We start from the raw sequence: 13058 nt of genomic DNA, 5'->3' as shown, positions 1-13058 counted from the left end.
AAACTGAATAGCCGTTTTATTTTATTATTCGCACCTTGCTGGAGAATACTGGACAATGGCCGACATTGAAATCAGACAGGAATCGCCGACGGCGTTTTATATAAAAGTACACCAAACGGATAATGTAGCGATTATTGTTAACGATCGAGGTTTAAAAGCCGGAACGCGTTTCCCTGACGGACTGACGCTCATCGAACATATCCCGCAAGGTCACAAAGTAGCATTGATTGATATTCCTGTACGCGGTGAAATCATCCGCTATGGCGAAGTCATTGGCTACGCGGTGCGCGACATCCCGCAGGGTAGCTGGATTGAGGAATCGCTGGTTGAACTGCCGAAAGCGCCGCCGCTGAACACGCTACCGCTGGCAAACAAAGTTCCGGAGCCTCTGCCTGCGCTGACCGGTTACACCTTTGAAGGGTATCGCAACGCCGATGGCAGCGTCGGCACCAGAAACCTGCTCGGTATCACTACCAGCGTGCACTGCGTCGCGGGCGTCGTCGACTATGTGGTGAAAATTATTGAACGAGACCTGCTGCCGAAATACCCGAATGTCGACGGTGTGGTCGGTCTCAACCACCTGTATGGCTGCGGCGTGGCGATCAACGCCCCGGCTGCCGTGATCCCTATTCGCACGATCCATAATCTGGCGCTAAACCCCAATTTCGGCGGTGAAGTCATGGTGGTTGGGCTCGGCTGTGAAAAGCTCCAGCCGGAACGCCTGCTCCAGGGCACCGAAGATGTTCAGCCCATCGCCGTCGACAGCGCCAGTGTCATCCGCCTGCAGGATGAACAGCATGTCGGGTTCCAGTCAATGGTTGACGATATTTTGCAGGTAGCGGAACGGCATCTGACAAAACTGAATGCCCGCCAGCGTGAAACCTGTCCGGCCTCTGAGCTGGTGGTGGGCATGCAGTGCGGCGGCAGCGATGCCTTTTCCGGCGTGACCGCCAATCCGGCGGTGGGCTACGCTTCCGATCTGCTGGTCCGCTGCGGCGCCACCGTCATGTTCTCTGAGGTCACTGAGGTTCGCGATGCTATCCATCTGCTGACGCCGCGGGCGATCAACGAAGAAGTGGGTAAGCGTCTGCTCGAAGAGATGGCCTGGTACGATAACTACCTCGATTCAGGTCAAACCGATCGCAGCGCCAATCCCTCCCCCGGTAATAAGAAGGGCGGCCTGGCGAACGTAGTGGAAAAGGCGCTGGGTTCGATCGCCAAATCCGGCAAGAGCGCGATTGCCGAGGTCCTCTCACCAGGCCAGCGCCCAACCAAACGCGGCCTGATCTTTGCGGCTACCCCGGCCAGCGACTTTGTCTGCGGCACTCAGCAGGTTGCTTCGGGGATTACGGTTCAGGTGTTTACAACCGGGCGCGGCACGCCGTATGGTCTGGTCGCCGTGCCGGTCATCAAGATGGCAACCCGCACCGAGCTGGCAAACCGCTGGTATGACTTAATGGATATCAACGCCGGGACTATCGCCACCGGCGAAGAGACGATTGAAGAGGTTGGCCAGAAGCTGTTCGGGTTTATTCTTGATGTCGCCAGCGGCCGTAAGAAAACCTTCTCCGATCGGTGGGGCCTGTATAATCAGCTGGCGGTCTTTAACCCGGCGCCGGTGACCTGATTGCCCCTCGGGCGGCACGGTGCCAGCCGCCTGACCGCAGACCCTCTCCCCCTCGGGAAGGGGGTCTATGCCGCGTCCTGGCGCTTCACCAGTCGCACATCAATCCCGCTCTTGCGCAGCCCTTCCAGACTTTCCGTCGGAATGCCTTCATCGACAATAATCATATCAATGCGTTGCGTATCGATGATCTTATGCAGACTCGAACGATTAAATTTGGTGGAATCGGTGACGACGATAATGCGTTCCGCCACTTCACACATCCGCCGGTTCAGGCGGGCTTCATCTTCATTGTGGGTACTCACACCGCGATCGAGGTCGATGGCGTCGACGCCGAGAAAAAGCATATCGAAGTGGTAATTCAGTAAAGACTGCTCGGCCTGATCGCCATAAAACGACTGCGACTGACGGCGCAGATGTCCCCCGGTCATTAACAGTTCCACCCCTTCAGCATCCAGCAGCGCATTCGCCACATTCATCCCATTGGTCATCGCAATAATGTCCGTATGTTGATGCAACAGACGGGCGATTTCATAGGTGGTGGTCCCGGAATCGAGAATAATACGATGCCCCGGTTGAATCAGTTCTACCGCCGCCCGCGCGATGCTGCGCTTCACCGCGGTATTGAGCGAACTTTTATCTTCCACCGACGGTTCGGGAGCCGGCATTGTCCCGTCGCAGATCAGCGCGCCGCCGTAAGCGCGAACCGCAATACCTTGTTTTTCAAGGAAGGCCAGATCGTTGCGAATCGTCACCGTCGAGACACCGTATAAAAGAGAAAGATCGTTCACCTGCACGCTTCCCTGCTGCCGTAAGCGCTGGATAATCTGCTCACGCCTTTCACTGGTGCCGCTGATGCGCTTATCTGCAGAAGAGTCGGTACCGCTCATAAGTATTCCTTTCATCAAATCTTTCGTTTCATTTCGTTTGGTCTATTAACACCTTTCTTTTAACGGAATGCAAGCCCCATAAAGGCAGAGAGCAGCGCAACGCCCCTCGCTGAAACCTTTCATTATGTTTCTTTTGTGAAACAGATCGGAAAACTATTATCTTTCGTTTTATTTTTACATCACCATGATGCAGTATTAAATGAAACAAAACGAAAGATTAATCTCATTACCATCCGAAATGGAGAGGAAAGTGAAACATCTGACAAAAATGGTGGCGCAGCATAAACAAGGTAGAGGCAACGGTATTTATGCCGTCTGTTCCGCCCATCCACTGGTACTTGAGGCCGCCATTCGTTACGCCCGGGCGCAGCAAACCCCGTTACTGATTGAAGCCACATCCAATCAGGTCGATCAGTTCGGCGGTTATACCGGCATGACGCCGGCCGATTTCCGCGGTTTTGTCCACCAGCTCGCCGACTCGCTCGATTTTCCCCAATCACAGCTGATCCTCGGCGGCGATCACCTTGGGCCCAACCGCTGGCAAACCCTGCCTGCCGCCCAGGCGATGGCGAATGCCGATGATTTAATAAAAAGCTACGTCGCCGCCGGTTTTAAGAAGATCCACCTCGATTGTAGTATGTCCTGCGAAGGTGATCCGCTGCCGTTAACCGATGACATCGTCGCTGAACGCGCCGCGCGCCTGGCCGCGGTGGCGGAAGAGACCTGCCGTGAACGTTTCGGTGAATCTGACCTGGTCTACGTCATCGGCACCGAAGTCCCCGTCCCAGGCGGGGCTCATGAAACCCTGACCGAGCTACAGGTTACGACGCCTGATGCCGCGCGTGCGACGCTGGAAGCACATCGACATGCCTTTGAGCTACGCGGGCTGACCCACATCTGGCCACGTATCATCGGATTAGTGGTCCAGCCTGGCGTCGAATTCGATCACACGCATATTATCGACTATCAACCCCAGCAAGCCGAAGCGCTTAGCGCCATGGTTGAAGACTATGACGCGCTGGTCTTTGAAGCCCACTCGACCGATTACCAGACGCTGCAGGCGCTGCGGCAGCTGGTTAAAGATCACTTTGCTATTTTGAAGGTTGGCCCGGCGCTCACCTTCGCCCTGCGTGAAGCGCTGTTCTCACTGGCGGCAATAGAGGAGGAGCTGCTGCCTGCGAAGGCCTGCTCCGGGCTGCGTCAGGTGCTGGAAAACGTGATGCTCGATCGCCCGGAATACTGGCAAAACCACTATCACGGCGATGGTCATGCGCGACGTCTGGCGCGAGGCTATAGCTATTCAGACCGCGTGCGCTACTACTGGCCGGATCGGCAAATCGATGAGGCGTTTGCCCGCCTGGTGCGTAATCTCGCGGACTGGCCGCTCCCGCTGCCGCTCCTCAGTCAGTATATGCCGCTGCAGTACATCAAAGTTCGCGAGGGCGATCTCAAGGCGGAGCCGCGAGAACTCATCCTCGATCACATTCAGGACATACTGCAGCAGTACCACGCCGCCTGTGTGGGCGTTACGTCCCATAACGCATAACAACGAAGAGGAAAACGCGATGCCAAACATTGTCTTAAGCCGTATTGATGAACGTTTGATCCACGGTCAGGTAGGTGTCCAGTGGGTCGGATTTGCGGGAGCAAACCTGGTACTGGTGGCCAATGATGAGGTTGCTGAAGACCCGGTGCAGCAAAACCTGATGGAAATGGTCCTGGCAGAAGGGATCGCCGTACGCTTCTGGTCACTGCAAAAGGTTATCGACAATATCCACCGCGCCGCCGATCGACAAAAGATTCTACTGGTCTGCAAAACGCCAGCAGATTTCTTACGCCTGGTCGAAGGCGGCGTTCCCGTCACACGTATCAACGTAGGCAATATGCACTACGCCAATGGCAAACAACACATTGCCAAAACGGTTTCTGTAGACGCTGACGATATTGCGGCGTTTAACGGCCTGAAGGCCGCCGGGGTGGAATGCTTTGTTCAGGGCGTTCCGACAGAACCCGCTTTGGATCTCTTTAAACTACTCTGAGGGATTCATAATGGAAATCAGTCTGTTGCAGGCATTTGCGTTGGGCATTCTGGCCTTTATTGCGGGCCTGGATATGTTCAATGGTTTGACACATATGCACCGTCCGGTGGTGCTCGGCCCGCTGGTTGGCCTGATTCTGGGCGATCTGCATACCGGCATTTTAACCGGCGGTACGCTGGAACTGGTCTGGATGGGGCTGGCCCCGCTGGCCGGAGCTCAGCCGCCAAACGTGATTATCGGTACCATCGTCGGCACCACCTTTGCCATTACTACCGGCGTGAAACCTGACGTTGCCGTCGGTGTCGCCGTGCCCTTCGCCGTCGCAGTACAAATGGGGATCACCTTCCTGTTCTCGGTGATGTCAGGGGTGATGTCTCGCTGCGACCGTATGGCAGCGAATGCTGATACCCGCGGTATTGAACAGGTTAACTATCTGGCGCTGCTGGCGCTGGGGATTTTCTATTTTCTCTGTGCTTTTCTGCCAATCTATTTCGGCGCGGAACATGCGAAAACGGCCATTGATGTTCTGCCTGAGCGCCTGATTGACGGTCTCGGCGTGGCTGGCGGCATTATGCCTGCTATCGGCTTCGCTGTTCTGCTGAAAATCATGATGAAAAACGTCTATATCCCCTATTTTATCATCGGTTTTGTCGCCGCTGCCTGGCTGAAGCTACCGGTGCTGGCCATTGCCGCCGCGGCGCTGGCAATGGCGTTAATAGACCTGCTGCGTAAATCTCCTGAACCGACTGCTTCTGCGGCACAGAAAGAGGAATTCGAAGATGGCATCTAATCAAACCACTCTGCCAGGCGTCTCCGCTCCTGAAGAGACGTTGCTTTCCGGCGTGAATGAAAACGTCTACGAAGACCAGAGTCTCGGTGCGGAGCTGACGAAAAAAGACATTAACCGCGTCGCCTGGCGGTCCATGCTTTTACAGGCCTCCTTCAACTATGAACGTATGCAGGCTTCAGGCTGGCTGTACGGTCTGCTGCCCGCGTTGAAAAAGATCCATACCAACCAACGCGACCTGGCACGAGCCATGAAAGGGCATATGGGGTTCTTCAACACCCATCCTTTTCTGGTGACTTTTGTTATCGGCATCATTCTCGCCATGGAACGTTCCAAGCAGGATGTCAACAGCATTCAGAGCACCAAAATTGCCGTGGGTGCCCCGCTCGGCGGGATTGGCGATGCAATGTTCTGGCTGACGCTACTGCCCATTTGCGGCGGGATTGGGGCCAGCCTCGCGCTACAAGGCTCTATCCTCGGCGCGGTGGTGTTTATTGTGCTGTTTAACGTGGTACATCTCGGATTGCGCTTTGGTCTTGCACACTACGCGTATCGTATGGGCGTGGCGGCGATCCCTTTGATTAAAGCCAATACCAAAAAAGTCGGACACGCGGCGTCTATTGTTGGCATGACGGTCATTGGCGCGCTGGTGGCCACCTATGTCCGTCTCAGCACTACGCTGGAGATCACCGCGGGTGATGCGGTGGTGAAACTGCAAACCGATGTCATCGATAAACTGATGCCGGCGTTTCTTCCACTGGTTTATACCCTGACCATGTTCTGGCTGGTGCGTCGCGGCTGGAGTCCGTTGCGCCTCATCGCGCTCACCGTTGTGCTGGGCGTTGTGGGTAAATTCTGCCACTTCCTGTAAAAACAAAGAGGTATTCGATGTTAGGCATTATTTTGACGGGGCATGGCGGCTTTGCCAGCGGTATGGAAATGGCGATGAAACAAATTCTGGGTGAACAATCGCAGTTTATTGCCATCGACTTTCCAGAAACCTCAACCACGGCCCTGCTGACTGCGCAGCTTGAGCAGGCAGTCAACGCACTGGATGCTCAGGACGATATCGTTTTTCTGACCGATCTCCTGGGGGGAACCCCCTTTCGCGTAGCCTCGACGCTGGCAATGCAAAAAACCGGGCGCGAGGTGATTACCGGCACGAATTTGCAGCTACTGCTTGAAATGGTGCTGGAACGCGAGGGGCTGAACAGCGAGGCGTTTCGCCTGCAGGCGCTGGAATGCGGGCATCGCGGGTTAACCAGCCTGGTCGATGAACTGGCGCGCTGTCGCGAAGAAAAACCGGTTGAGGAAGGAATATGACGCAAATTCTGCGTGCCAGACGCTTGTTAACCGAGCAGGGCTGGCTTGCCGATCATCAGCTTCGGATGGAAGCGGGCGTTATCACCGCCATCGAGCCCGTTCCGGTTGGCGTCACCGCGCGCGATGCCGATCTGCTTTGCCCGGCCTACATCGATACGCATGTCCACGGCGGCGCGGGTATTGATGTGATGGACGAGGCACCGGAAGCACTCGACAGGCTGGCGATGTATAAAACTCGCGAGGGAGTGGGGGCCTGGCTCCCGACTACCGTCACCGCGCCGTTGCAGGCCATCCACGGTGCGCTGGAACGTATCGCCCGACGCACGCTTTCCGGCGGCCCCGGCGCCCTGGTATTGGGGAGCTATCTTGAAGGCCCCTACTTTACGCCAGAGAATAAAGGCGCCCATCCACCCGAGTTGTTCCGTGAACTGGATATCGCCGAGCTGGATACGTTGATTGCTCGCTCCCGGCAAACGCTGCGGGTCGTGGCCCTGGCACCGGAAAAACCGGATGCCATACGGGCTATTCGCCATCTTAAACAGCAGGGTATCCGCGTCATGCTGGGCCATAGCGCTGCCACCTATGCACAGACCCGAGCGGCGTTTACCGCAGGCGCTGACGGGCTGGTGCATTGCTACAACGGCATGAGCGGATTACATCATCGGGAGCCTGGCATGGTCGGTGCCGGGTTAACCACCCGGCATGCATGGCTGGAACTTATCGCCGATGGTCATCATGTCCATCCTGCCGCCATGCAGCTGTGTTGCAGCTGTGCCAGAGAGAGGCTGGTCCTGATCACCGATGCGATGCAGGCAGCCGGCATGCCGGATGGCCACTATTCGTTGTGCGGCGAAGAGGTAGAAATGCGTAAGGGCATCGTACGTACCGCTTCCGGTGGCCTCGCGGGCAGCACGCTCTCTCTTGATGCCGCCGTTCGCAACATGGTTGAACAAGCAGGGGCCACGCCAGAACAGGCCATTCATATGGCATCGCTCCACCCTGCTCGTCTGTTGGGTATCGACGATCGGCTGGGATCGCTGCGGGCGGGAAAATACGCCAACGTTATTGCGCTGGATGACAGCCTGCAGCTGCAAAAAATCTGGATTCAGGGACAGGCTCTCTCCCTTTAATCCTTTCGTTATGTATCACATTGGCCTTCGGCGTTGTACCGAAAGGCCTTTTCCTTTCTTTCTGAAATAACGCCAGTCTGACAATAAAAACACGTAATTTATTGTTTATCAGTCACATAAAAACATCATAACTTCAAAGATCACAGTTTTCGTTTTATTTCTAATTTCTTCCATTGAACTTTCGATTTCTTTCCTATAGATTTTATCTAACTGATTACATGAATAAGTGAAACGAAACGAAAGATAGCGACATTTTTGCCAGCGTCTGATGTGGAATTCACACGACTAAGGACTGAGTTATGCCTGAAACCTATACCGCCGCCTTTGCCTCGACTGGCACCTGGACTGAAGCAGAGATTCGTCAACAGCCCTCCTGCTGGCTTCGCTCACTCAACAACATCGACAATAATCGTGCAACGATCGACAGCTTCCTCGCCCCGCTGCTGCGCAAAAACGATCTGCGGATTGTCCTGACTGGTGCTGGCACCTCCGCCTTTATCGGCGAGATCATCGCGCCCTGGCTGTCGCGCCAGAGCGGAAAAAATATCAGCGCGATCCCAACGACGGACCTGGTCACCAACCCCATGGACTATTTTAACGCCGCACATCCGCTGCTGCTGGTCTCCTTTGCCCGCTCCGGCAATAGCCCGGAGAGCGTCGCCGCCGTTGAGCTGGCCAATCAGTTCGTACCGGAATGCTACCACCTATCGATTACCTGTAATGAAGCCGGCAGCCTGTACCAAAATGCGGTGAACCGCGATAACGCCTTTGCGCTATTGATGCCGGCAGAAACACATGACCGCGGCTTCGCAATGACCAGCAGTATCACCACCATGATGGCAAGCTGCCTTGCGGTATTCGCGCCGGAGACGATCAACAGCAAAACCTTCCGTGACGTAGCGGATCGTTGCCAAACGATCCTCACGTCGCTGGGTGATTTTAGCGATGGGGTGTTTGGTTATGAGCCGTGGAAACGGATCGTCTATCTTGGCAGCGGCGGATTACAGGGCGCGGCTCGTGAATCGGCCCTCAAGGTCCTGGAGCTGACCGCCGGTAAGCTGGCGGCGTTTTATGACTCCCCTGTCGGCTTTCGCCACGGACCTAAATCGCTGGTGGATAATGAAACGCTGGTGGTGGTGATGGTGTCCAGCCATCCCTATACCCGCCAGTACGATCTCGATCTACTGGCCGAGCTGCGTCGCGACAACCAGGCCATGCGCGTGGTAGCAATAGCGGCCGAAAGCGACGCCGCCGTCGAAGCCGGCCCACACATCCTGTTACCGTCTTCTTCCCGCACCTTTAGCGATGTCGAGCAGGCGTTCTGCTTCCTGATGTATGCCCAGACGTTTGCGCTCGCACAATCTATCCGCGTTGGTAATACCCCGGATACCCCTTCCGCCAGCGGTACGGTTAACCGCGTGGTGCAAGGTGTTGTCATTCACCCCTGGAATGCTTGAGAGGAACGCATCATGAGTATTATTTCGACGAAATATCTCCTGCTGGATGCCCAGGCAAAAGGCTATGCGGTACCGGCATTCAACATTCATAACGCCGAGACGATCCAGGCGATCCTTGAAGTCTGCAGTGAAATGCGATCGCCGGTGATCCTCGCAGGAACGCCGGGCACGTTTAAGCACATCGCGCTGGAGGAGATCTATGCGCTATGCAGCGCTTACTCCACTACCTACGACATGCCGCTGGCGCTGCATCTCGATCATCACGAATCGCTGGAAGATATTACCCGTAAAGTAAATGCCGGCGTTCGTAGCGCCATGATCGATGGTAGCCATTTCCCGTTTGCAGAGAATGTCCGGCTGGTGAAATCGGTCGTGGATTTTTGCCATGCCCGTGATTGCAGCGTCGAAGCAGAACTCGGACGCCTGGGCGGCGTGGAAGATGATATGAGCGTTGATGCTGAAAGCGCTTTTCTGACCGATCCGCAGGAGGCAAAGCGTTTTGTTGAATTGACCGGAGTCGACAGTCTTGCGGTAGCAATCGGCACCGCCCACGGGCTCTACAGCAAAACGCCAAAAATTGACTTCCAGCGTCTGGCGGAAATCCGCGAGGTCGTGGACGTACCGCTGGTGCTGCACGGCGCAAGCGACGTACCTGACGATTACGTTCGCCGCACCATCGAACTGGGGGTATGTAAAGTCAACGTCGCCACCGAGCTAAAAATCGCCTTCGCCGCGGCGGTCAAAAAATGGTTCGCCGAAAATCCGCAGGGTAACGATCCTCGCTACTACATGCGCGTCGGTATGGATGCCATGAAAGAGGTGGTCAGACACAAAATCACCGTCTGCGGCTCAGCCAGCCGTCTACTGCTCCCCGCTGAAGCCTGATCGCTTTCGCAGGCGGTCATGATACGCCTCTGTCCCACAGCGTTATTCACGACAGGATAACGCTGATAAAACGAAAACAAAGGACCTCTGCCCCATGAAAAAAGCGCTCAATGTTTCGTTGCTCGCCCTGTTTATTTCACAAAGTGCCTTTGCGGCGAACTATGCACTGAATAACGACAATATGGCTTTCTCATTCGATGATGCCAGTTCGGCTGTGGTGGTTAAAGATACGCATTCCGGCCATCAGCTGTCGCCCCAGGAACCATTCTTTCTGACGCTACCGGATGAGACCGTTATCCATACGGCTGATTTTAAAATCAGCCACGTTGAGAAAAAAGAGAATACGCTGGTGGTGGAGTACGTCCATCCCGATTTCAACGTGACCATGACGCTGAACCTGCTGAAAGGCAAGTACGCCAGTATCGATTACACCATTGCCGCCGTTGGCAAAGCGCAGAATGTCGCGAAAATCACCTTCTTCCCAACCAAAAAACAGGCGCAGGCCCCTTATGTCGATGGCGCAATTAACAGTTCGCCAATTATTGCCGACACGTTTTTCATGTTGCCGAATAAGCCTGTCGTCAATACTTATGCCTATGAAGGCACCACCAATCTCAACGTCGAACTGAAAACGCCCGTCCAGCCAGAAACACCGGTGAGCTATACCACCTGGTTTGGCACCGTGGCGGAAACCAGCCAGCTGCGCCGCAGTGTTAACCAGTTTATCGATGCCGTTCGCCCACGCCCTTATAAACCCTACCTCCACTACAATAGCTGGATGGACATCGGCTTCTTTACCACCTACACCGAGCAGGACGTGCTGGGGCGTATGGATGAATGGAATAAGGCGTTTATTACCGGCCGCGGCGTACCTCTCGATGCTTTCCTGCTGGATGATGGCTGGGACGATCGTACCGGCAGATGGTTATTTGGCCCGGCATTCAGTCAGGGTTTCGGCAAGGTCAGGGAGAAAGCGGACAGCCTGCATAGTTCCGTCGGTTTATGGCTCTCACCGTGGGGCGGCTACAATAAACCGCGCGATATTCGCGTCTCTCATGCCAAAGAGTATGGTTTTGAAACGGTCGACGGTAAATTTGCGCTCTCAGGGCCTCGTTATTTCAAGAACTTCAATGAACAGATCGCCAGCCTGATTAAGAACGAACACATCACCTCCTTCAAACTGGACGGCATGGGCAATGCCAACTCACATATTGAGGGTAGCCCGTTTGCTTCCGATTTTGATGCCTCTATCGCCCTGCTACACAACATGCGTAGCGCAAACCCGAACCTGTTTATCAACCTGACGACCGGCACCGATGCCAGCCCGTCATGGCTGTTCTACGCTGATTCGATCTGGCGTCAGGGCGATGATATCAATCTGTACGGTCCCGGAACGCCGGTACAGCAGTGGATGACCTATCGCGACGCGGAAACCTGGCGCTCAATCGTAAGAAAGGGGCCATTATTCCCACTTAATTCCTTGATGTATCATGGTATTGTCAGTGCAGAGAATGCCTATTATGGACTGGAGAAAGTGCAGAGCGACGGCGATTTTGCCGATCAGGTGTGGAGCTATTTCGCGACGGGGACCCAGCTACAGGAGCTGTACATCACGCCGTCCATGTTGAACAAAGCCAAGTGGGACGTTCTGGCAGAGGCCGCAAAATGGTCGCGTGAAAATGCCCACGTGCTGGTGGATACACACTGGGTCGGCGGCGATCCGACGGCGCTTGAGGTGTATGGCTGGGCCTCCTGGAGCAAAGACAAGGCGATACTGGGACTGCGTAACCCTTCCGATAAACCGCAAAGTTACTACCTGAATCTGAAAAAAGAGTTTGAAATTCCTCAGGGCGAAGCAACCCGGTTTACTCTGACCGCTCGCTACGGCAATAACCCAACGGTTCCGGAGCATTATCAGGACGCCGTGGTTATTACGCTACAGCCGCTACAAACGCTGGTTTTTGAAGCCACGCCGATCAAATAAGATAAATGGCCCGGGGTTCCCGGGCCTGTCTCTTATCCCTGCTGCTCCAGCGCATATTTATACAGCGCATTTTTCTTCACGCCGTGAATTTCCGCGGCCAGCGCAGCGGCTTTTTTCAGCGGTAGCTCCGCCTGCAGCAGAGCCAGCGTACGCAGCGCGTCTGCGGGCAGGGCTTCTTCCTGCGCTTTAAACCCTTCGACGATCAGTACCATCTCGCCTTTACGCCGGTTCTCATCCTCTTTCACCCACGCCAGCAGTTCGCCAATTGGCGCGCCGTGAATGGATTCCCAGGTTTTGGTCAGCTCACGCGCCAGCACCACGTAGCGGGACTCTCCCAGCACCGTGCAGATATCTTCCAGGCTTTCCAGTAAACGGTGAGTTGATTCGTAAAAGATCAGCGTACGCGGCTCTTCTTCCAGCGCCTTCAGCGTATCGCGACGTCCTTTTGATTTTGCCGGCAGGAATCCTTCGTAGCAGAAACGATCGGAAGGCAGGCCTGCCGCGCTGAGCGCAGCAATGGCGGCACAGGGGCCCGGAAGCGGCACCACGCGGATATTGGCCTCGCGACAAGCCCGTACCAGGTGATAGCCCGGATCGTTGATCAGCGGAGTCCCGGCGTCAGACACCAGCGCAATGTTCTGCCCGTCTTTTAATTTCGCCAGAAGTGTTTCAGCTTTTTGCTGTTCATTATGGTCGTGCAGCGCAAATAAACGGGCGTTAATCGCAAAATGCTGGAGCAGCAAACCGGTGTGGCGGGTATCTTCCGCGGCAACTAAATCAACGGCTTGTAATACTTCCAGGGCACGCTGCGTGATATCAGACAGATTTCCGATCGGAGTGGGCACAATATAGAGCTGCCCCTGAGAATTATCTGCTGATTCGTGTTGTTTCATTGTCTCGTCCGTATTGCCGAATTAATATTGAGCATTGAGCCAAAAA

12 protein-coding genes are annotated in these 13058 nt (G+C 55.1%); 10 read left to right on the top strand and 2 right to left on the bottom strand.

Annotated features, from left to right (window positions below):
- Positions 1 to 55: 55 nt before the first annotated feature.
- The gene (gene garD / locus Q1L34_RS02970) at positions 56 to 1627 is read left to right on the top strand and encodes a galactarate dehydratase (RefSeq protein ID WP_004867985.1); all 1572 of its coding nucleotides are present in this window, start codon (positions 56 to 58) and stop codon (positions 1625 to 1627) included.
- A gap of 65 nt (positions 1628 to 1692) precedes the next feature.
- On the opposite strand, the gene Q1L34_RS02965 is transcribed toward garD, so the two are convergent.
- Positions 1693 to 2514: a DeoR family transcriptional regulator gene (locus Q1L34_RS02965; protein ID WP_004867990.1), complete on the bottom strand. Its 822-nt coding sequence runs from the start codon at positions 2512 to 2514 to the stop codon at positions 1693 to 1695.
- 238 nt (positions 2515 to 2752) lie between these two features.
- Here Q1L34_RS02965 and kbaZ point away from each other — a divergent pair, with 238 nt between their 5' ends.
- The 9 genes from kbaZ to Q1L34_RS02920 all read left to right on the top strand — a co-directional run bounded on the left by kbaZ (position 2753) and on the right by Q1L34_RS02920 (position 12119).
- A complete protein-coding gene (gene kbaZ / locus Q1L34_RS02960; RefSeq protein ID WP_327204567.1) occupies positions 2753 to 4060 on the top strand; it encodes a tagatose-bisphosphate aldolase subunit KbaZ in 1308 nt (435 codons plus the stop codon).
- Positions 4061 to 4079: 19 nt separating this feature from the next.
- Positions 4080 to 4553, top strand: coding sequence for a PTS N-acetylgalactosamine transporter subunit IIB (agaV, locus tag Q1L34_RS02955; RefSeq protein WP_015585677.1), 474 nt, complete (start codon positions 4080 to 4082; stop codon positions 4551 to 4553).
- A gap of 10 nt (positions 4554 to 4563) precedes the next feature.
- On the top strand, positions 4564 to 5343 hold the full coding sequence (gene agaW / locus Q1L34_RS02950; protein ID WP_327204351.1) for a PTS N-acetylgalactosamine transporter subunit IIC: 780 nt from the start codon (positions 4564 to 4566) through the stop codon (positions 5341 to 5343).
- Positions 5333 to 6211 carry a PTS N-acetylgalactosamine transporter subunit IID gene (gene agaE, locus Q1L34_RS02945; RefSeq protein ID WP_015585675.1) on the top strand — a complete coding sequence of 293 codons (879 nt, stop codon included), beginning with the start codon at positions 5333 to 5335 and terminating at the stop codon, positions 6209 to 6211. Before agaW ends, agaE begins: the two co-directional genes overlap by 11 nt.
- 17 nt (positions 6212 to 6228) lie before the next feature.
- Complete coding sequence (agaF, locus tag Q1L34_RS02940; protein ID WP_015585674.1) at positions 6229 to 6663, top strand: PTS galactosamine/N-acetylgalactosamine transporter subunit IIA; 435 nt, start codon at positions 6229 to 6231, stop codon at positions 6661 to 6663.
- Positions 6660 to 7793 carry an N-acetylglucosamine-6-phosphate deacetylase gene (gene nagA / locus Q1L34_RS02935; RefSeq protein ID WP_015585673.1) on the top strand — a complete coding sequence of 378 codons (1134 nt, stop codon included), beginning with the start codon at positions 6660 to 6662 and terminating at the stop codon, positions 7791 to 7793. Before agaF ends, nagA begins: the two co-directional genes overlap by 4 nt.
- A gap of 299 nt (positions 7794 to 8092) precedes the next feature.
- The gene (locus tag Q1L34_RS02930) at positions 8093 to 9250 is read left to right on the top strand and encodes an AgaS family sugar isomerase (protein ID WP_048023316.1); all 1158 of its coding nucleotides are present in this window, start codon (positions 8093 to 8095) and stop codon (positions 9248 to 9250) included.
- 12 nt (positions 9251 to 9262) lie between these two features.
- Complete coding sequence (gene kbaY, locus Q1L34_RS02925; RefSeq protein WP_048023314.1) at positions 9263 to 10135, top strand: tagatose-bisphosphate aldolase subunit KbaY; 873 nt, start codon at positions 9263 to 9265, stop codon at positions 10133 to 10135.
- A 94-nt stretch (positions 10136 to 10229) separates the two neighbouring features.
- Complete coding sequence (locus Q1L34_RS02920) at positions 10230 to 12119, top strand: alpha-galactosidase (RefSeq protein ID WP_015585670.1); 1890 nt, start codon at positions 10230 to 10232, stop codon at positions 12117 to 12119.
- Positions 12120 to 12151: 32 nt separating this feature from the next.
- On the opposite strand, the gene rsmI is transcribed toward Q1L34_RS02920, so the two are convergent.
- The gene (gene rsmI / locus Q1L34_RS02915; protein WP_015585669.1) at positions 12152 to 13012 is read right to left on the bottom strand and encodes a 16S rRNA (cytidine(1402)-2'-O)-methyltransferase; all 861 of its coding nucleotides are present in this window, start codon (positions 13010 to 13012) and stop codon (positions 12152 to 12154) included.
- Positions 13013 to 13058: the final 46 nt, after the last annotated feature.

The organism is Klebsiella ornithinolytica, assembly GCF_030505655.1.
GTDB classification, from domain to species: Bacteria; Pseudomonadota; Gammaproteobacteria; order Enterobacterales; family Enterobacteriaceae; genus Klebsiella; species Klebsiella ornithinolytica.
The sequence above is the reverse complement of the archived record's forward strand: the minus strand, read 5'-3'. Positions and strand labels throughout refer to the sequence as shown.

Bases quoted from the DNA above. Each gene is read 5' to 3' on its own strand.
- garD (WP_004867985.1), top strand. From the start codon at position 56: ATGGCCGACATTGAAATCAGACAGGAATCGCCGACGGCGTTTTATATA.
- Q1L34_RS02965 (WP_004867990.1), bottom strand. From the start codon at position 2,514: ATGAGCGGTACCGACTCTTCTGCAGATAAGCGCATCAGCGGCACCAGT.
- kbaZ (WP_327204567.1), top strand. From the start codon at position 2,753: ATGGAGAGGAAAGTGAAACATCTGACAAAAATGGTGGCGCAGCATAAA.
- agaV (WP_015585677.1), top strand. From the start codon at position 4,080: ATGCCAAACATTGTCTTAAGCCGTATTGATGAACGTTTGATCCACGGT.
- agaW (WP_327204351.1), top strand. From the start codon at position 4,564: ATGGAAATCAGTCTGTTGCAGGCATTTGCGTTGGGCATTCTGGCCTTT.
- agaE (WP_015585675.1), top strand. From the start codon at position 5,333: ATGGCATCTAATCAAACCACTCTGCCAGGCGTCTCCGCTCCTGAAGAG.
- agaF (WP_015585674.1), top strand. From the start codon at position 6,229: ATGTTAGGCATTATTTTGACGGGGCATGGCGGCTTTGCCAGCGGTATG.
- nagA (WP_015585673.1), top strand. From the start codon at position 6,660: ATGACGCAAATTCTGCGTGCCAGACGCTTGTTAACCGAGCAGGGCTGG.
- Q1L34_RS02930 (WP_048023316.1), top strand. From the start codon at position 8,093: ATGCCTGAAACCTATACCGCCGCCTTTGCCTCGACTGGCACCTGGACT.
- kbaY (WP_048023314.1), top strand. From the start codon at position 9,263: ATGAGTATTATTTCGACGAAATATCTCCTGCTGGATGCCCAGGCAAAA.
- Q1L34_RS02920 (WP_015585670.1), top strand. From the start codon at position 10,230: ATGAAAAAAGCGCTCAATGTTTCGTTGCTCGCCCTGTTTATTTCACAA.
- rsmI (WP_015585669.1), bottom strand. From the start codon at position 13,012: ATGAAACAACACGAATCAGCAGATAATTCTCAGGGGCAGCTCTATATT.